The sequence below is a fragment of the Bacillus infantis genome (assembly GCF_020171945.1).
Taxonomy (GTDB): Bacteria; Bacillota; Bacilli; order Bacillales; family Cytobacillaceae; genus Bacillus_AB; species Bacillus_AB infantis_A.
The window spans coordinates 45,818-63,941 of the sequence record NZ_JAIVAP010000006.1 but is presented as its reverse complement, the minus strand read 5'-3'; the positions used below and the strand labels follow the sequence as shown (position 1 = coordinate 63,941).

The 18,124-nt window shown below is 45.6% G+C and carries 23 protein-coding genes and 1 pseudogene; 12 read left to right on the top strand and 12 right to left on the bottom strand.

All coding sequences use genetic code 11. The annotated features are described in order from the left end of the window. The first annotated feature begins 104 nt into the window (after window positions 1-104). Entirely contained in the window at window positions 105-974 is an 870-nt protein-coding gene (locus LCM00_RS11395; protein WP_129613185.1) for an SDR family oxidoreductase, read from the top strand. Between the two features lie 80 nt (window positions 975-1,054). On the opposite strand, the gene LCM00_RS11390 is transcribed toward LCM00_RS11395, so the two are convergent. Together LCM00_RS11390 and LCM00_RS11385 are read right to left on the bottom strand one after the other, a co-directional pair. Next, complete coding sequence (locus LCM00_RS11390) at window positions 1,055-1,255, bottom strand: hypothetical protein (RefSeq protein WP_224901720.1); 201 nt, start codon at window positions 1,253-1,255, stop codon at window positions 1,055-1,057. 110 nt (window positions 1,256-1,365) lie between these two features. Further along, window positions 1,366-1,962 carry a cupin domain-containing protein gene (locus tag LCM00_RS11385; protein WP_224901717.1) on the bottom strand — a complete coding sequence of 199 codons (597 nt, stop codon included), beginning with the start codon at window positions 1,960-1,962 and terminating at the stop codon, window positions 1,366-1,368. A 221-nt stretch (window positions 1,963-2,183) separates the two neighbouring features. Between LCM00_RS11385 and LCM00_RS11380 the strand changes: the two genes are divergently transcribed. From LCM00_RS11380 to LCM00_RS11355, 6 genes are all read left to right on the top strand, one after another. Next, entirely contained in the window at window positions 2,184-2,711 is a 528-nt protein-coding gene (locus LCM00_RS11380; RefSeq protein WP_224902256.1) for an MEDS domain-containing protein, read from the top strand. A 184-nt stretch (window positions 2,712-2,895) separates the two neighbouring features. Beyond that, the gene (locus LCM00_RS11375; RefSeq protein ID WP_129613181.1) at window positions 2,896-3,141 is read left to right on the top strand and encodes a spore gernimation protein GerQ; all 246 of its coding nucleotides are present in this window, start codon (window positions 2,896-2,898) and stop codon (window positions 3,139-3,141) included. 16 nt (window positions 3,142-3,157) lie between these two features. Next, window positions 3,158-3,529: a spore coat protein gene (locus LCM00_RS11370; RefSeq protein ID WP_224901714.1), complete on the top strand. Its 372-nt coding sequence runs from the start codon at window positions 3,158-3,160 to the stop codon at window positions 3,527-3,529. A gap of 18 nt (window positions 3,530-3,547) precedes the next feature. Continuing rightward, window positions 3,548-4,684, top strand: a complete 1,137-nt coding sequence (locus LCM00_RS11365; protein ID WP_224901711.1) for a zinc-dependent alcohol dehydrogenase — start codon at window positions 3,548-3,550, stop codon at window positions 4,682-4,684. Window positions 4,685-4,700: 16 nt separating this feature from the next. Next, on the top strand, window positions 4,701-4,895 hold the full coding sequence (locus LCM00_RS11360) for a hypothetical protein (protein WP_224901708.1): 195 nt from the start codon (window positions 4,701-4,703) through the stop codon (window positions 4,893-4,895). Between the two features lie 14 nt (window positions 4,896-4,909). Continuing rightward, the gene (locus tag LCM00_RS11355) at window positions 4,910-5,209 is read left to right on the top strand and encodes a spore coat protein (protein WP_224901705.1); all 300 of its coding nucleotides are present in this window, start codon (window positions 4,910-4,912) and stop codon (window positions 5,207-5,209) included. Between the two features lie 14 nt (window positions 5,210-5,223). Here LCM00_RS11355 and LCM00_RS11350 read toward each other — a convergent pair whose 3' ends face one another. Both LCM00_RS11350 and LCM00_RS11345 read right to left on the bottom strand, forming a co-directional pair. Beyond that, entirely contained in the window at window positions 5,224-6,462 is a 1,239-nt protein-coding gene (locus LCM00_RS11350) for an MFS transporter (RefSeq protein ID WP_224901703.1), read from the bottom strand. A gap of 498 nt (window positions 6,463-6,960) precedes the next feature. Continuing rightward, complete coding sequence (locus LCM00_RS11345) at window positions 6,961-8,586, bottom strand: catalase (RefSeq protein ID WP_224902253.1); 1,626 nt, start codon at window positions 8,584-8,586, stop codon at window positions 6,961-6,963. Between the two features lie 330 nt (window positions 8,587-8,916). On the opposite strand from LCM00_RS11345, the gene LCM00_RS11340 reads away from it, so the two are divergent. Both LCM00_RS11340 and LCM00_RS11335 read left to right on the top strand, forming a co-directional pair. Then, a complete protein-coding gene (locus tag LCM00_RS11340; protein WP_224901700.1) occupies window positions 8,917-9,348 on the top strand; it encodes a DUF4395 domain-containing protein in 432 nt (143 codons plus the stop codon). Window positions 9,349-9,485: 137 nt separating this feature from the next. Further along, entirely contained in the window at window positions 9,486-9,812 is a 327-nt protein-coding gene (locus LCM00_RS11335) for a hypothetical protein (protein ID WP_224901697.1), read from the top strand. A 137-nt stretch (window positions 9,813-9,949) separates the two neighbouring features. Here LCM00_RS11335 and LCM00_RS11330 read toward each other — a convergent pair whose 3' ends face one another. From LCM00_RS11330 to LCM00_RS11320, 3 genes are all read right to left on the bottom strand, one after another. Further along, on the bottom strand, window positions 9,950-10,408 hold the full coding sequence (locus LCM00_RS11330; protein ID WP_224901694.1) for a hypothetical protein: 459 nt from the start codon (window positions 10,406-10,408) through the stop codon (window positions 9,950-9,952). Between the two features lie 2 nt (window positions 10,409-10,410). Further along, the gene (locus LCM00_RS11325) at window positions 10,411-11,199 is read right to left on the bottom strand and encodes a hypothetical protein (protein WP_224901692.1); all 789 of its coding nucleotides are present in this window, start codon (window positions 11,197-11,199) and stop codon (window positions 10,411-10,413) included. A gap of 332 nt (window positions 11,200-11,531) precedes the next feature. Beyond that, window positions 11,532-11,714 carry a DIP1984 family protein gene (locus tag LCM00_RS11320; protein ID WP_224901690.1) on the bottom strand — a complete coding sequence of 61 codons (183 nt, stop codon included), beginning with the start codon at window positions 11,712-11,714 and terminating at the stop codon, window positions 11,532-11,534. 157 nt (window positions 11,715-11,871) lie between these two features. Between LCM00_RS11320 and LCM00_RS11315 the strand changes: the two genes are divergently transcribed. After that, window positions 11,872-12,633, top strand: a complete 762-nt coding sequence (locus LCM00_RS11315; protein WP_224901688.1) for an SDR family oxidoreductase — start codon at window positions 11,872-11,874, stop codon at window positions 12,631-12,633. Between the two features lie 436 nt (window positions 12,634-13,069). Here the strand turns inward: LCM00_RS11315 and LCM00_RS11310 are convergent. Then, a pseudogene (locus LCM00_RS11310) lies at window positions 13,070-13,356 on the bottom strand (DUF523 domain-containing protein); the annotation flags it as partial. A gap of 100 nt (window positions 13,357-13,456) precedes the next feature. Beyond that, the gene (locus LCM00_RS11305) at window positions 13,457-14,008 is read right to left on the bottom strand and encodes a GNAT family N-acetyltransferase (protein WP_224901686.1); all 552 of its coding nucleotides are present in this window, start codon (window positions 14,006-14,008) and stop codon (window positions 13,457-13,459) included. Window positions 14,009-14,151: 143 nt separating this feature from the next. On the opposite strand from LCM00_RS11305, the gene LCM00_RS11300 reads away from it, so the two are divergent. Beyond that, window positions 14,152-15,309 carry an acyltransferase family protein gene (locus LCM00_RS11300; RefSeq protein WP_224901683.1) on the top strand — a complete coding sequence of 386 codons (1,158 nt, stop codon included), beginning with the start codon at window positions 14,152-14,154 and terminating at the stop codon, window positions 15,307-15,309. A 56-nt stretch (window positions 15,310-15,365) separates the two neighbouring features. On the opposite strand, the gene LCM00_RS11295 is transcribed toward LCM00_RS11300, so the two are convergent. The 3 genes from LCM00_RS11295 to LCM00_RS11285 all read right to left on the bottom strand — a co-directional run bounded on the left by LCM00_RS11295 (window position 15,366) and on the right by LCM00_RS11285 (window position 17,277). Then, window positions 15,366-16,400, bottom strand: coding sequence for a DUF3231 family protein (locus LCM00_RS11295; protein WP_224901682.1), 1,035 nt, complete (start codon window positions 16,398-16,400; stop codon window positions 15,366-15,368). A 128-nt stretch (window positions 16,401-16,528) separates the two neighbouring features. Next, a complete protein-coding gene (locus LCM00_RS11290) occupies window positions 16,529-16,927 on the bottom strand; it encodes a cytidine deaminase (protein WP_224901679.1) in 399 nt (132 codons plus the stop codon). A 152-nt stretch (window positions 16,928-17,079) separates the two neighbouring features. After that, window positions 17,080-17,277: a GNAT family N-acetyltransferase gene (locus tag LCM00_RS11285; RefSeq protein WP_263623333.1), complete on the bottom strand. Its 198-nt coding sequence runs from the start codon at window positions 17,275-17,277 to the stop codon at window positions 17,080-17,082. A 138-nt stretch (window positions 17,278-17,415) separates the two neighbouring features. Here LCM00_RS11285 and LCM00_RS11280 point away from each other — a divergent pair, with 138 nt between their 5' ends. Continuing rightward, window positions 17,416-17,904 (top strand): CBO0543 family protein, encoded by a 489-nt coding sequence (locus LCM00_RS11280; protein WP_224901672.1) that lies wholly within the window; start codon window positions 17,416-17,418, stop codon window positions 17,902-17,904. The last annotated feature ends 220 nt before the right edge of the window (window positions 17,905-18,124 follow it).

The window sequence follows — 18,124 nt, the reverse complement described above, 5'->3', positions numbered from 1 at the left end:
AATCCTGTTTTAAAACCAACCTCAAGGGTAAGAAATCTATATGGCTAATAAGTGATATAAATCACAAACCATAAATTATGTGAGAAGAAAGGAATGATTGATTCATGGATAAAGACATGCCAAAACAGATTCCCGGACAGATGCAGGAACGCCAGCCAGGCTTTGAAAATGAAATGGAACCTCGTCCCGACTTTACACAGAACCTGGCAGGAAAAGGTGAGAGGCTGTCAGGCAAAATTGCGCTGATTACAGGCGGCGACAGCGGAATCGGCCGTGCTGTCGCTGTTGCTTTCGCGAAGGAAGGCGCTGATGTAGCTATATCCTATCTCGATGAGCATGACGATGCAGGGGAAACAAAAAAGTATGTGGAGCAGGAAGGCCGCCGCTGCCTGCTGATCTCCGGTGATATCGGCGAAGAAGCTTTTTGCCAGGAAGCCGTAGAAAAAGTGGTCTCTGAATTCGGCAAGCTGGACATCCTCGTCAACAACGCCGGGGAGCAGCATACCCAGCCTTCCATCAAAGACATTACAGCAGAGCAGCTGGAGCGCACATTCCGCACCAATATCTTCAGCATGTTCTATCTGACAAAAGCTGCACTTGATCACATGAAGCCTGGCAGCTCTATCGTCAACACCACGTCCATCACAGCTTTCCAGGGTGCACCGAAGCTGATTGACTATTCTTCAACGAAAGGTGCCATCCTTGCCTTTACACGTTCCCTTTCAGGATCTCTTGTCGAACAGGGAATCCGGGTGAATGCCGTGGCTCCGGGCCCAATCTGGACACCGCTCATCCCCGCCTCTTTTACAAAAGACGAAGTGGACGGTTTCGGCAGTGAGGGAGAATTCAAGACGCCAATGGGACGCCCGGGCCAGCCGAGCGAACTTGCACCAGGCTATGTATACTTTGCTTCTGATGAATCTTCATATGTTACAGGGCAGGTGCTGCATATTAACGGGGGTACTCCGTACTAAGAATGCGGCAATGCTTGCATCGGCATAAAAATAAGACCCGCACTCCTGGTGATTCAGGAGCTCCGGGTCTTTATTAGCATCTATTCATTTTTATTCCACACCATGCTGAAAGAGATGTTCAGCTTGTCCCAAATCCACGCGTGAAGAATGTCCTCCAGAATCTTTCTCTCTGCTTCCTCATCCAAGTTTTCGGCAACGCCCAGCTCTTCAAAGGTGAAAGTTTCACTTGTACGTGAATCGATGTATTTTGTATCAAAAGAAAAAGTGACAGTCTTGGCCATCGCTGTCCCTCCTCTGCTGGATTTATTTGTATAATACCATAATTAACCATGATTATATTGAAAAGAAAGCTGCCACACTCCGGCAGCCTCCTTTCATCTATCTTTTTAGCTTAATATCCCCATCCATAAGGATACCCCGCGTAAATGGAGCGATGTCCGTGGCTTTGTTCTGCCGCTTCTGCGGCTGCTTTTGTTTGATGGATCGTGCCAAATGGATGGTTTGGAGGCGCATAAATAGAGTACAGCTTCAGCGATGTATTGCCGGTGTTCGTGAGATTATGCCAAGTGCCTGCAGGAATGAATATGGCTGAATCATCATAAATATTCCTTCTGAAATCCAGATTATTCTTCTTCTTCCCCATCTGGACGACCCCCTGGCCTTTTTCTACACGGAGGAATTGGTCGAGGTTATTATGCCTCTCGAGTCCAATGTCCTCACCAGGCTTCAGGCTCATCAGTGTCAGCTGCAGGTGCTTCCCTGTCCACAAGGCTGTACGGAAAGCTTTGTTCTGTTTCGTCGCTTCATTGATATTGACGACAAACGGGTTGGGGCCATAATCCTTTAAAGGCACCCGGTAATCCCCGTGGGGCATGTGATAAAAACTGGCGGCATAGTCCCCTTCCACCGGATAGCCCCCAAATACAGGCTGATGGCTGGCAGCTGCCGGCATCATAAATGGATATGGATACATTCCGTAGTCATGCATTCGCTCTCATCCTTTCACTTCTATTCGGGATATCTTATGCTCCGGGCTGGGTGAATGCCATCCTCGTGTACATTCCGATCCTCCTATTTATTAATAAAAGCCCGGAATTGAATGCAGAACTTGTCTATTTTTAACGAATAGCATTTTTTCTCTTTAAAGTATGTTAAGCTGAACGGAAGGCGTTATATGTCTATACTTAATGGGGTGCCAATTTGGAAAGAATGCAAGTGAAAGAAGTTACCGAGCTTCGAAGCCTTGCCAAGGGACATGTTTTATATTTTTTTGAGGATTATGACCGGTACCTGTCGAATGTAGAAGATTTTGTCATAACCGGATTAAAATTGAATGAATATGCCGTTATTATAGAAAATGACCGATGGATCCGAAAGATCAGAAATAAACTTTGTGAAAGCTTGGAAGAGCGTTATTTGCAGAAAGTAGCGTTTATAAACAACTTCGATTTTTATTATGCAAAGGGAGATTTTCGGGTTAATTCAATTTTTGATTTTCTTCCAAAGGTACTGGACAATTATTCAGAAGAGAATTCAGTGATCCGCAGCTGGGCACATGTAGAGTGGCGCAACGAAGAGGAAATTCAGGGCAAATTGCTGGCTTCCGAAAAAGCAGCAGATGGAATTGTATCCGACAACAAAATCTTATCGGTTTGTGCCTATGACTCAGATAGGGCAAGCCAGGAATTCAAAGCAGGGCTCCTCGCCAACCACAATTACCTGCTGCTTGACCAATAGAATGAATAAATGGCTTCCGGACAATTCCGGGAGCTTTTTTATTTTCACAAAAATTTTACCTTTAAATCCGCAGTGAAATTCCCCTCACATCTGCAATCCTCACCAGCTTACAAAAACCGCCAGCGTAAATAAATGCTGCCGGGGAAAAATAATCCGCGTATATGCAAAAGGAGGATGAACATCAATGGATATGAAGCATCTGGCTCCCCATGAATCAATGGATTTACATGAGATCGTCAACTTCAAAACACTCTGCGTCGCAAAATCCAAGCTTATGCAGGGGCTTGTTTTTGATGAAGACTTAAAGGCCCTTATGCAGAAAGACCTGGAACAGTCCAAAAAAGACCTTAGCGAGCTTCAGGCCCTCTATGAACGCGTTCCTTTTAGTGCTCCCGTCCCGGAAAGCCGTCCAACGCCAATCATTAATTGAAAGGAGGCAATCTCAATTGAATCAAGATTATTTAGATCCTATCAATGCCTTAAATATGCCTGAACTGGCTGATATGACATTCGCGCTCGATTTTCTCATCCGCACAAAGGAAGCGGTAAGAAATATGGCCGTGGCTTTGACGGAAGCAGCTACGCCGGATGTACGGGTGCTGCTTAGGAAACAGCTTATGCAGGGAATTCAGATGCATCAGGAAATTTCCGAGCTTATGGTCAGAAAGAAATGGTTCCATCCCCATGACCTGAGCGAACAATACAAGCTGGACCAGCTCTCAGCCAAAAATACAATCATGATCGGCAGCATGAACCTTTTCCCTCATGAAACGAACAGAAAAGGCATGTTTGACCGTACACCTGATGAGTCCCATTAATATTGGAGGTTTGCATACATGAAGGCAGTCACCTATCAAGGCATCAAAAATGTCGAAGTCAAAGAGGTTCCTGATCCCAGGATCGAAAAGCCTGATGATATGATCATCAAGGTCACAAGCACAGCGATCTGCGGTTCTGACCTCCATTTAATCCACGGATTTATCCCCAATATGCAGGAGGATTATGTAATCGGGCACGAACCGATGGGCATCGTCGAAGAAGTCGGCCCTGAGGTGACAAAGGTTAAAAAAGGTGACCGCGTCATCATTCCTTTTAATATAGCCTGCGGGGAATGCGTTTACTGCAAGAACCAGCTGGAGAGCCAGTGCGACAACACGAATGACAACGGCGATATGGGTGCTTATTTCGGCTATTCCGGCAATACAGGCGGCTACCCTGGCGGACAGGCAGAATATCTGCGGGTGCCTTTCGCCAATTTCACCCACTTCAAAATTCCGGAAAGCTGCGAAGAGCCGGATGAAAAACTGAGTGTTATCGCCGATGCCATGTCTACCGGCTTCTGGAGTGTCGACAATGCCGGAGTAAAAAGCGGGGATACCGTCATTGTACTCGGATGCGGACCAGTCGGCCTGTTTGCACAGAAGTTCGCCTGGATGAAGGGAGCCAAACGGGTCATTGCCGTTGACTATGTGGATTACCGCCTCCAGCATGCCAAACGGACGAACAAGGTCGAAATCATCAATTTTGAGCAGTATGAAAATGTAGGGAGCCATTTGAAGGAAATCACACATGGCGGAGCAGATGTTGTCATCGATGCAGTCGGCATGGACGGAAAGATGACTGATATGGAGTTTTTGGCAAGCGGCCTGAAGCTTCATGGCGGGGCCATGAGTGCCCTTGTCATTGCCGCCCAGGCAGTCCGAAAAGCCGGAACCATCCAGATTACAGGCGTGTACGGCGGCCGGTACAATGGGTTTCCGCTTGGGGACATCATGCAGCGCAACGTTAATATCCGTTCAGGACAGGCCCCTATGATCCACCTGATGCCCTATATGTATGAACTAGTGGCCACAGGAAAAATTGACCCGGGAGATGTAGTGAGCCATGTCCTCCCCCTCAGCGAAGCCAAGCATGGCTACGAAATCTTTGATACGAAAATGGATAACTGCATTAAAGTCGTACTAAAACCTTAACTAAGGAGCTGGCAGAATGGATTATCTTTTACATGAAATCCTGGAAGTCCAGGAAATCGCAGCATTTAAAACACTTTGCCTGACAAAGTCGAAAACGATGAAAGCACTTGTCACTGATCCGCAGCTGAAACAAATCATGCAGAGAGACGTGGATGCCTCTACCATCCAGCTGCAGGAATTCAGTTCTGTTTTATCAAAAGTACAGCAATGAGGAGTTGACGCTATATGATTCAATTTATAGAAAGACTGACCGGCATGGACGCACTGACAGACCAGATGGTCGCCATGGACCTGCTGAATTCAGCAAAAAGCGGCGCAAGAAACCTGGCCATGGCTGTAACAGATGCAGGAACACCGGAAATCAAGGAAATGCTGACCCGCCATTTGGAGGCAACATTGGATCTGCATGAGGAAATCTCCACTTATATAATGAAAAAAGGCTGGTATCATGCCTGGAATACAGAAGAGCAAACGAAGCTGAACCTGCAGAATATGGAGACTGCTTTGAAATTGCCTACTCTGTGAAAAAGATGGACTGCTTATATGCGGTCCATCTTTTTTTGAAAACTTATCGGCTCCAGCTTATCCAGCCGGCTTTTACCCTGCTTGAACGACAGTGAAACGGCGGCAGCCATGAAAAGCAGGAACGAGCAGCCTGCAATAACGATCCGCGGATGTAAGGATTCAGCTATTCCCCCAGCAAAAAGTGTGCCGCTGACAGCCGCCAGACCGGACAAGAGAATTCCCCCTCCTGCTACACGGGCCATAAACCCATCAGGGGTGATCGCCTGCCGGGCAGCACCATTCACTACGAAGGCCATCGACAAAGCTCCATCAAATAAAAACATGCCACAGGCGATGGCAGCGAACTGGCCAGACAGCATAATCAGCAGAAGGCCCAGCCCTGAAACAGCCATCAGCACTCCATATAAATTTTTCCACGAGAAGTGAACCGATTTGTTCATCAGGAAGACACCGAGGAGATTTCCTGCCCCTGCCGCTGATAATACTGCACCCGTCTGCCATTCGCTAAAGCCGAGCGTTTGGCTTGTATAAAAAATGACAGCAAGAACCACACAGGAGGAAGTAAAATTTAAAACAGCCTGATGAAAAGAAATGAAACGCTGAAAGGAATTGATGAACAGGTATTTTATTTCTTTAAAAGCCAGAACATTTTTGAAGCCCTCCCCCTCTTTTGCAGCAGCAGGCGTTTCTTTATAGGTCAATACAGCCAGCCCTGCTAATGAAATCAAGTAGGTCACAGCATCAATGCCGAGCACGGCGGCAGCACCAAGAGCGGAAAGAGCAGCACCTGCCATCACTGGTCCTGCCAGTGTACTGACGGCATCAGCCCCTTCAATATAATTATGGGCCCTGACAAGCTGATCCCTCCCCACAATCGACGGCAGCATCGCTCCCAGCGATATCCTGTAAAAGAGCCCTGCCGCTCCCAATACGAGCAGGCAGATCGCTAAAATCCAGATGTTCAGCATATTAAAATAAAAGCAAAGGACCAGTGCAGACATCGTCATGAAACTGAGGGCATCTGCCCCCATGGCAATTTTTTTCTTTGAATGGCGGTCAACCCAATAGCCCGCCTGCAGGGATAATGCCAGCGGCACCACCCTGGAGCAGACAGCAATCAATGCCGCCTTCCAGGGCGAGCCTGTCAGCTGCAGTACAACCAGAGGAACGGCAATCTCACTGAGCCGATTGCCAAAAATCGTAGCCAGCTGCCCAATCCATAAAACAAGGAAATTTCTATTTTTGAAAAGCAAGATTATCAGTCCTTATGTTTGAGGAATAAATTAAAGTGAACTTTTTAAGGCTAGTTCTCCTAATTGGAACCAATTCGACAAAACCTGCAGTTAGTCCTTTATATAGTGAGGAGTTTTAGGAGATGGACAAAAAGAGAAATTAAAGGGTCAGCAGCAGATTGCTCTCCATTTTTCACAACCTATTTGTCAGCTGAAATTTCATTCAAGAACAGAAGCGCAAGCGCCTTGATCACCCTTAAGGAACGCAGACTAAGAACGCCACGTCCTGTGGCAGCGTCTGCATGCCCCCCATCCTGGGGACCTCAAGTCGAACCTTCCGGAAAGGCGTTCTTTGCCTTTTTGGGAGGTTTGGCTTGTGACCTCGAGGGGGTTGGACGTGGATCAAGAATTGATTTTAATCCACAAGGCATACAATTTATAATTTCCTAAACAATAAAAAAAGCCGCCCGGCCCATCAGTCATCCTGATGTTCCGGGCAGCCCTCCGGCTTATCGAGTATTAATATGGATCCGCTTCGTGTCCTTTGTCCACTGCTTCCCTTGTTGCCTCATTGGCAGATAATGAGCCTTGACCGTATTTGGATTGCCCTGCTTCACGGCCAGGGACATTGTCTTCTGCTGACATTTCTTTCAGCTCTTTTGTCCTCTTTTCGATGCCTTCCTTCACGCGGCGGCCGTAATCTTCATCGGCCTGTGTAAAGTGCTCGACCATGGCATCCTGGATGCGCTTATTGCAGGCAGCAAGCGCATCGGACAGGTTCTTGATCAATTCATCTCGCTCCCAATCCTCCAGGCTGCGGTAGGTGTGACCTGCCTGGCCATAGTTATTCGGGCGGTCGATCGGCGCGCTCATGGCAGCTGCATTATATGTCGGCTGGTGCGGTGCCGGGCTTGCTTCTCCCACTTCCTCAAAGCCGCCGAGCATGGATGGCTCATAATTGATGTGCGGATTGTCCCCGGATTCTTTCGGATCGCGGATATCCATCTGGCCGCGCTGCTGATTTGTGCGGACAGGCGCTTTCGGTGCATTTACCGGCACCTTCAGGTAGTTGGCGCCGACGCGGTAACGCTGTGTGTCTGAGTATGAGAAAGTGCGTCCCTGAAGCATTTTGTCATCAGAGAAGTCCATTCCATCGACCAGTACCCCTGTTCCGAAGGCAGCCTGTTCAATCTCTGCATGGAAGTCAACAGGATTGCGGTCAAGGACCATGCGGCCAACCGGCAGCCATGGGAATTGGTCTTCCGGCCAAAGCTTCGTATCATCAAGGGGATCGAAGTCCAGCTCAGGGTGATAGTCATCCTCCATGATCTGTACATACAGCTCCCATTCCGGATAGTCGCCGCGTTCAATCGCCTCATACAAATCCTGTGTAGCATGCCCTACATTCTTCGCCTGGATCATGTTCGCTTCTTCCTGTGTCAGGTTTCGGATGCCCTGCTTCGGCTCCCAATGGTACTTAACAAGCACCGCTTCACCTTTGTCATTGACCCATTTGTACGTGTTGACGCCAGAGCCCTGCATATGGCGGTAAGTCGCAGGGATGCCCCATGGAGAGAACAGGAATGTGATCATGTGGGTCGCTTCAGGTGTGCGGGAAACAAAGTCAAACATCCGCTCAGGGTTAGGCACGTTGGAAGCAGGATCTGCTTTAAAGGCATGGATCATGTCAGGGAATTTCATCGCGTCACGGATAAAGAAAATCTTAAGGTTGTTCCCAACCAGATCCCAGTTTCCATCCTCAGTGTACATTTTAACCGCAAATCCGCGCGGATCGCGGGCTGTTTCAGGAGAATCCTTTGCTCCTGCCACTGTGGAGAATCGGACCATCAGCGGAGTCTTTTTCCCTGCACCGGAAAATACTTTCGCGCGGGTATATTTTTCGACTGGCTCATCGCCTACTTTTCCGTACGTCTCAAAATAGCCGAATGCTCCAGAGCCGCGAGCATGGACGACGCGCTCAGGGACTTCCTCACGGTCGAAGTGGGAAATTTTCTCAATGAAGTGGTAATTCTCAAGGGTAGCGGGACCGCGGTTGCCGATTGTCCGTATATTCTGGTTATCTCTTACAGGATGGCCTTGGCGGGTCGTCAGCTTCTCGCGCTTCACATCATCGCCGTTTTGCATATTCTTGTCTTTGTTCTGATCCAAACTGCATAACCTCCTCAAATTAATCACCTTTATCTTTTCAAGTTAAGGAAATTTTATACAGAGATAAAGGATGATTTTGTAAATTGATCTTCTTGCTATGTAGGTCTAAAGATGACATTGACCGGGGAACTCTAAGGAAAAACCAGCTATTACAACCAATTTTTTACCCGCCCGGCTACCCTTTTAAACTGTCTATTAAAAAAAAATAATTATAAATTGAGAAAGACTTTCCTCTTTCAAAAATGCTGTAAATTGAGTATGATAGTATAAAACCTTAAATTCATATACGAAAGGTCGTATTTATATATGGCAGAAACAGTACGTTCGATTCCCCGTCCCCTCGTCAGGACCAATCAATGGTTCATTGTCATCAGTGTAGCAGCGAGCTGGCTGACCGGGCAGGAGTGGATTCTGGCCATCCCGCTTATTGCCGGTCTGATGGGCCTCCTGTTCGGATTCAACCCCATCATGCGGGCAGCCAGAACATTCCTGAAGAAAGCACCTTCCGCCTATATTCCAGAGGAATGGGACCAGCAGCAGTTCAACCAGGTCATTGCAGTTGTGTGTCTTGCCGGGGGATTGCTGTCCTACGCATTAGGCTTCACAATCCTTGGGCATATCTTTACGGTTATGGTTGCACTCGCTGCATTCGTTGCCATCCTTGGCTTCTGCATCGGCTGCTTTATCCGCTTCCAGCTGATCAGACTTCGGGCTAAACGAAAAATGAGCCAGAAATAACAGAAAGAGGGAACCTCAAATCAGAGGTTCCCTCTTTCTGTTTCCTGCCTATTAAAAATTGATCAATCTCCCCTACTATACAAGCCCTCTCCATAATAATCAGCATTCATAGTATATAGAAGAAAGGGGGTGTAAAAATGGCACAAAAAATATTTAATAACCGCAGCGCAGCTGCTTTACAGGTCACTCTGCTTGTCCGTCAAGGCGATAACCCGGCCAACTTTGATGGAGAAGTTACTTTTACGCTGGCTCCAGGACAAACTAGGACAATCATGTATGGAAATGCGCAAAATGTATTCCTCAATGGCATTGTGCTGAGCACAAACTTCAATGGGGATATCTATAGTAAAACACAGATTGTCACAAGAAGAGGAAGCCAGCTCGATAATCTATTGAACACTAATAGCATTATCGATATTATTCCTATCTCAACTGATTATGTAATCTTTGGACGCAATGCCTGATAGGAAGCCAGGATGCTTTAAACATTAAGTCTGATCAGCGCCCTCTTTCAATCCTTAGGAAGAGGGCTTTAATCTTAATCAGCCGGACTAAAAGAATAAGCCGCCTGCAAAGCAGCCTGAATTTTCCCTCCCCCTATTCACTTCACCTTTGCCACTCCCAGTGCATAATGGCCAAACAATATATTTTCGACCAGTTCACCCTCGGAGTCCTCGCATTCCACGATGAGAATGACTTCGGAATGTACTCCTTTAAGCTGCCTTTTCTTTTTTTTGACAACTGTTTCTGTAAAAAGGCGGATGGAAAGACCGATCAAAAACCCGGCAGCTGCTGTAATCAGTCCCCAGTAAATGGGCCCCCATGCCAATTTAAACCCGATGCTCGCTCCGACAACCGAGAAAGCAGTCGCAAGGGCTGCTCCAATATCAATGAGGGAGGTGCTGTCTGAACGGTTCAGGCCATCGAACAGCTGATGTGCCTCTTGCCTGTTATCCAATGGGACGATGAAGATCTTTTCGCGCTTAATTCCCTTCTTCTCCAGAGTAGAAACGGCCATTTCTATAGAAGCGCTATGCTCAAATGTGGAAAACAGCTGCACCGTTATTTCACCTTCTGTCCTTTTAAAATCTGAAAAGAAGAAGACTGGTAATTCTTCCTGAAATAAGCCCGCTGTTCTTTTTCAAATAATTTGTTGTTTTCTACCGTGTTTATATAAGAATCGTACAAAGAGAATCCGTATAAGGAGGGGAAAAATAGCAGCCACTCCGGACTGATGACAGAAGTAGACTTCTTTATATCTCCCATGAGCAAATAGGACAGGGCCTCGAGTCCATGAGAGTAATAAAAAAAGATCACCGTCCAGATAATGCCTAAAAAGGCAGAGACAATCCGGTGGATGTACAGCTGCCCCAATCCTGGTACAAATAGAGACCATACTACGGCCATTACAGGATTTCGCTTATCCAAATAATTGATTTCAAGGGCCCCCATACTGAAGGTGTTGAACACATGCTCCTCTCTTTCAGCAAGGAAATGAATCTTATTAAGATCCACAGTTGTCCGGTAGCTGTCCCAAATGGCAAAGATGTAGACTGGAATATATATCAGCAGCCACCTCGTATCCAAAACATCTTTAGCCTTATCTATATCTCCTTGAAAAGAATAAATCATAGCCAGATTGAGTTTCGATTTAATATTAACGACCACTTCCCAGATAAATAGCACAAACCCGCGCAGATATTTTGATAAAAGAAGATGGCCAAAACCTGGAAAGGCGGCGCTCCACCATGCAATGATATAAGGGTCCCTCAGATGGATCTGTGTGGTTCCCAAAATGCTCACATGCGCTCTGTACCTTCGGGCTGTATTGTCATTGGTATAGTTATTCATAGCCTTCCACCTTAGCAGTTTCTATTGTATTATCCTTCCTCTCATTCCTTCATTTATTCGAAATGGCAATGTAAAAAAGGCGCCGATCCTTTCAGATCAGCGCCCTCTCAGATATTTCAATTTTCCCCTATCCGCCCTCACGAAACGAGAATCAATGCCCGGTTGTTAGATGTTATCTGTAAATGGTTCTGTGGTTACAATACTGGGTATGAGCTGTGAATGAGGAGTTGAACCTCAGGGCCACCCCGAACCCCGACCATTAAGTGCAGCTTGACCCTGCTGCAGGGTTTGGCATTCGCCTTCCCGTACGCTACCAACTTCCATAGCAAAAATCAGCGTTCCATCAATTCTGTTTTCCAGTTCAATTCCTGGATCTTTACATCCAGGTTCCTGTATTTCCGGGAACAGTTTGCTGGCTCATACTGCTTCCAGATCCTTATGGTGGTCTTGCAGACGACCGGATGAACATTCTTCAATTGGGGGTATACAGTAATTGTGGATATATCCTTATTCATCGAAGGATTTCAACCATCTTGTTGTGGATATCGCTCTTTTACAGGCAAATCCCAAAAATCTTGCTGTGGATATCTTAATTATCAACAATCATAGTGGGGATATCGCCAATTTTATGTGGATAGGGAAATCAACAATTGAAAGAGAAGAGGTGCCAGAATGAAACTTTCAGGAAACACAATACTTATCACAGGCGGCGGCGCAGGAATCGGATTGGCTTTTACAGAGCGCTTTATGAAGGCCGGCAATACTGTCATTGTCTGCGGCCGGCGGGAAAGTGTCCTGCAGGAAGCCAAGGAGAAATTACCCGGATTGATTACAAGAGTTTGTGATCTTGCTGTGGAATCAGAGCGGTCGGCCTTGTTTGATTGGGTGGAGGAAAATCATCCTGACGTGAATGTACTGGTGAATAATGCCGGGATTCAGCAGCGTTTTAATGTGCTGACAGCGGATGCAAAGAAGGACTGGGGCTATTTTAACAAAGAAATCATTACAAATATTGAAGCACCCTTCCACCTTTCCATGCTGTTCGCTCCATTTCTGGCAAAGAAAAAAGAAGCGGCCATCATCAATGTGACTTCCGGGCTGGCGTTCACACCGCTCGTTATTGCTCCAATCTATTCCGCTACGAAAGCAGCGTTCCACTCCTTTACGGTGAGCCTGCGCCACCAGCTTTCCGGGACATCAGTCGAAGTGATTGAAGTTGCCCCTCCTGCAGTGAACACCGATCTGGGCGGAGCCGGGCTTCATACCCAGGGCGAACCTTTGAATGAATTTGCAGATGGAATCTTTAAAGGATTGGCAGAAGGCAAAGAAGAGATTGGCTATGGCTCTTCTGTTGAGCGCCTTCGCATGTCCAGGGATGAACTCGATGCACATACAGCAAAGATGTATCAGGCCATGAAACACACGATCGAATAGGTTTTTTCTCGTTTCCCGCTTAATGCGCATCTAAATGGAGGGCTCAGTGCTGGGCCCTCTTTACTTTTCCTCTCAGATATCAGAAGCAGCCAATAACAAAGTAAGTTTCACTAATGCAAAAACCGCAGAAAAAAAACTGCTATTTTCTAGCAGTAATTGTTAACGCCCTGCGGAGTAAAAGAATATACTGGTGAATGCTTTTCCTTACTTGGTCATCGCTGCATAGCATAAGTTCATCTCTTAAACGTCCAAGTTCTCTGCTGATTAGTAAGTGTTCCGCCTTACTAAGCATAGTGTAAACGCTCCTTTTACATAGGAAGGACACTATGTCTGTTCAAGATTAACACTATTTGTTACCCTTTACAATAACAGGTATTTTCCTGAAATTACGTTTATACCATTTATAGCCTAAAGGCTTCAAGCAGCTCTTCCGCTTTTTTTTCAAAGCTGCAATAGCGCCGTTTATGTATAACTCTGTTACATCTCTGCCTGATTTCTCTATGACCCTAGCCCTGCCGTCCGGGACATTGCCCCCATCGCCGCCTGTAATTTCTTCAGGCTCCCGCGGTACCGGGAATTCCCCAAGCAGTTCGGGGCAGATGGACACAGCTTTCTTTTGATCAATCAATTGATGGATCTTCTCATGCAGCAATGAGTGCCGTTGTATCTTACTTCCAGCCCCGCCAGGCACGAACTGACTAATAACGAAGCTATCAACTCCATTATGGATTTATGTGTTTTTAAAAAAGCAGGGATGAAGGTCAAAGCCGCAATGGCTTCTGGACTGCTCTCTTCACTTGACGGGCAGCTCTTATAAAGGTTCCTATTTTTCTACTGGGTTTATAAGTCCATAGCACACCAGGCTCTCATACCGGCCTTCCTTCCGCACATGGTCAGCGAGGACCCCTTCCTCCTTCATGCCGAGCTTCTCCATGACCCGCCCTGAAGCCGGGTTTGACTCGAAGTAGCGGGCAAACACTCTGTGGTAATTCTTTTCCTCAAAAGCAAACCTCACCATTGCCTGTGCCGCCTCGGTAGCATAGCCTTTACCCCAATACTCCTCCCCAATCCAGTACGCCAGCTCGCCATGGCGGAACCGTTGATTATTGGATAAAGCAATCGCGCCGAACAATTCACCTGTTTCCTTGCCGGTCACCGCCAGTTCATATGATTTATCTTCGTTGAAGTTTTCACGGTGATGCTCCATCCAGGATAGGGCATCGTTTAGTGAGTACGGATAAGGCAGGTAAAGGGTGCTTTTATAGAGATTATAATTGTCACAGAGCTTTGCCACTGTTTCTGCGTCGGATACCTGAAACAATCTAAGCAGCAGCCGGTCTGTGAGTATGGTGTTATTGATATGGTCATAGATCATCTGCACACCCCCATTATTTTTGGTAAAAATATACTATATTTGTAAGTATTAATATACACTGATAAAGGCAGGTAATCTATTAAATATTATATATGAGGCTGTGGGATACATAGCTGCTTTGAACTTAACTGGGGAGGAATTATATGGGGTCATTGGGAAAGCAGACAAGGCATTATGATTTAGACTGGATTAAGGTGTTGGGAATGCTTATTGTTTTTTTATACCACTGTTCAATGTTCTTTAATTCATTTGACTGGCATGTAAAAAATAATGTGATTAACAAAACGTACATAGAGCTGTTTTCCTTATCTGTCGGCAATTGGATCATGCCAGTGTTTTTTGCCATCTCAGGAATCAGTACCTATTTTGCTTTAGAAAAACGCAATTCAGGAGCATTTTTGAAAGAACGGACTGTCCGGCTTGGCATTCCATTGCTTTTGGGGGTCTTTTTCCTTTCCCCTCCCCAGGTGTATATAGAGAGGCTGACCAATAAACAATTTGAAGGATCTTTCTTTGAATTCTTCCCCCATTATTTTGACGGATTGTATTTAGAGATAGGCGGGACGGGGAATTTCGCATTCTTTGGTCATCATTTATGGTATCTGTTAATGCTTCTTATCTTTTCTGCCTTAACATTGCCATTTTTTTTAAACGAGAGACAGAGGATAAAGGATAACTCATTTTCGTTTAATCACTATTTGCTTTTGCCTCTGCCTTTAGCAGGTGCAGCTTTATGGACGAACGGATTTTTGAATCTGGCTAGCTGGGGAATTATATTTTACTTGCTGATCTACATCTATGGGTACTATTTTTTTGCGAGGGAGTCATTCAGAATTTTTGTAAGAAACAATGGCAGGCTAACAGGTACAATAAGCATAGTCAGTATAGCTGCCTATGTCATGTGGGCGTTCCTGATAGGTTTTCCCATGCATGGGACTGCCTTTTATATCTTTACGATCCTTCGTGTTCTCTTGGTGTGGAATACCCTGCTGTTCGTCTTTTTCCTGGGCGATAAGTATTTAAATTTCACCAATCGTACACTTAATTATGCCAATGAGGCATCCATGCCCTTTTATATCCTGCATCAGCCATTCATTATTGTTTTAGGCTTTATGATTGTCCAAGTAAATTGGATGGTGCCTTATAAGTTTATTTTCCTGGCAGCCGTTTCCTTTGCAGTGATCATGGCTTTATATCATGTAATCATTCGGAGATTTAATATATTGAGAATTGCATTTGGCTTGCGCAAACAGCAAAAACCGCCTTCACTTCAAAAAAATGAAGGAGGCATTGCCCTTTAAGAAGAGGGGTGCATCTGAAGAGTCCCACTGCGCCTCAGATCCACCCCCTTAGAATGTTACTTGGAAGCCAGGTTCTGCCTTTCCGCGGCTTCAGGCGGCTTTTCCATCCATCCGTTCTCCATCATAATATCCGATGCGTCTGTGACAAATCGGGCAATACTCATAAGCGACCTTGAATATAAGAGTCCGATATCATGCCTGCCATTCACTGCCAGTGAATTCCCAAATGCCCTGATTTTCATGGAGAACATATCCATCTTATGAAACAGCATGAGCTTATCCGAGAAAGGCGCAAAGGTGGAGTCTGTTACCAGGTCGTCCAGAAACATCGGTGACGGCAGGTTTTCATCATGCAGCTTTTGCATATACCTCTCCAGGTTGGTATGTGTCATGCTTGTCCCTTTTTGGAACAGCTGCCGGACCTTTTCACTTTTAGCCGTTTGGGCAAATGACATAATTAAGGCCTTGCTGGTTACATTATTTTCAATGTTGTCATAAAGATGTGTGATCTCCAGCGCGTGCAGCGGCCTGACACGTCCCAGGAAACCATTTAAAAAATCTTTTTGGGCATAATCTACCTTGTCGGGAATAGGAATGAAAGGCGGTTTCATAATCAATCCTTTGTTCATAAGAATGTCTTTGATCTGATCCATCAGTAGCATCGATTCTTGCAGACAATATTGAAAAAATTCTACAATATCCTTTCTGAAGACTAGGGGATATCCTACGTTATAGATGCTCATACCTGCTTTTGCCGCATATTTTAAATAATGGACATAATAGTCATCATGATACAATCGGGGGGCACCAAGATTGACATCATTTTCATTAAAGCCATCTGGAATTGGGAAGTTTTCTTCTTTTAACAGCCGCTCTGTCCTTTTCATGATTTCTCCGCATAGTTTTGAAGCATTTTCCAATAAAGCTTTGATATCAAGATCATCTACATGTTTAAGATAGTAAGCCAGGATGCACTTCGACATACTGTTTCCCATATAGGTAGCCCAGAGCTTTCCCATCTCTGCTGATGTTAATGGCTCTTTGGGATTAGTCTTATTCGTTCCAGCTTTAATCGGCTTGATCGTATTCATGATCAATCTCCTTCATCCACTTTATTGTGTTAGTATCCTCCTCACGCCGGAAACGTATTCTTTGTATATATGCACAGAAAAAGCCTGCTTCGAAATAATTTCAAAGCAGGCTCTAGTAATTGTCGGCTTTACATTTCTAAATCAGTGAAGGCGTATGGCAATAGCTCCTTCAAAGGCAGTTCCAATATATCTTTTTTCTCGTTCGTTAAGTAAACCGGCATGTCCGGTGAGCAGAATTCTGCCAGCACCTGCCTGCAGATGCTGCAAGGCGGAAGGAAATCAGCCGTATTCCCGGAAACCGCGATTGCCTGGAAATCCCCTTTTTTATAGCCATTTGCAACGGCAGTAAAGATAGCCGTCCTCTCAGCGCAATTGGTTGCTCCAAGGGAAACATTCTCTACATTCACTCCGTTGATAACGGTTCCATCTTTCAGCAGCAAAGCTGCTCCCACTGGAAAATTGGAGTACGGTGCATACGCAGCCTGTTTTACAGCGCGTGCACTTTCCATTAATTTTTCTTTATCCATCACAATCCATCCCCTCACATAAGAATGAACCTTTCACAGTCCCCTTTCGCCAATTTTTAGTTGGCAGGACTTCTTATATTATATTTCCGGGAATAGTTTGTCAATACCGAATATTGATTAAAAGGCAATTCATTCCTGCTCCCAATCTATTTTCAGCAGGGAGTAAGTATATTGATCATAATACTGTTCCATGAACAGATGGTTGTCCGGTAAATGCCCCGTTTCAAAAATCCAAGGCTTTCGAGCAGTTTTCCTGAAGCTGTATTCTTCAGCGCCACATAGGCATGGATCCGATTAAGCTCCATGTGGCTAAACCCGTTATTGATTGCAGCCTTCAAGGCCTCCTTCATATAACTGCAGCCCCGATATCCGTGCCGCAAAGGGAGCTATTCCTTCCTTGAAGGATAAATGCCCTGAATATGAATACATCCCAGCCATCCATGGGATAGTAACCATAGAAGAAATCCTGCTGCGGGAAGGGAAGTCCTATGAATAAGTTTGAAAAAAACACATTGAGATTTTTGCTCATCTTTGGACTGATTTCTCTTGTCAAGTTAATGAGGAAGCCGCCGGTGAAAGACTGGATGCTGATTTTCTTATTTAAAGGGTTTATATCCTCGATTATTGATAAGCTTCTTGTCAGGAAAGGCTATATCACCTACCCTGTTAAGCTGCTGAAATCTTTTGACGTCAGCTTCATATTTGATTACCTGCTCTACCCGATCGCCTGTGTGTATTTTAACCAGGCAACAAAATCATCGAGCTTATTCGGGATTCTTATTAAAGTACTTTACTTTAGTCTCCCAATGGCTGTAGCCGAACACTTTCTTGAAAAGAGGACAAAGCTGATCAAATTTAAAAAAGGCTGGAATTCCTTAACCAGCTTTTATTCCATGACCTTGATCTTTTTGCTCTCCAGGACCTTTATAGCGTTTATACGCAAAGCAGACAATACACCAGTTCCTGATAACAAGTAGGAGCTGGTGCCCTTGTTTTAAGGACGTCTGATGGCATATAGAACTATTTTACCCTGCTGTATAAGTATGGATTATGGATGGGGCTGCTAATTTCCGTTCCAGGCAATTCGCTTTCCGCGGCGCGAAGTTGAACCTCCTCGCGCTGCGCGCTGCGGGGTCTCAACATTTCCGCTGCAATCCCGCAGGACGTTGAATCCTCATCCACGAATTTGCATCGCAC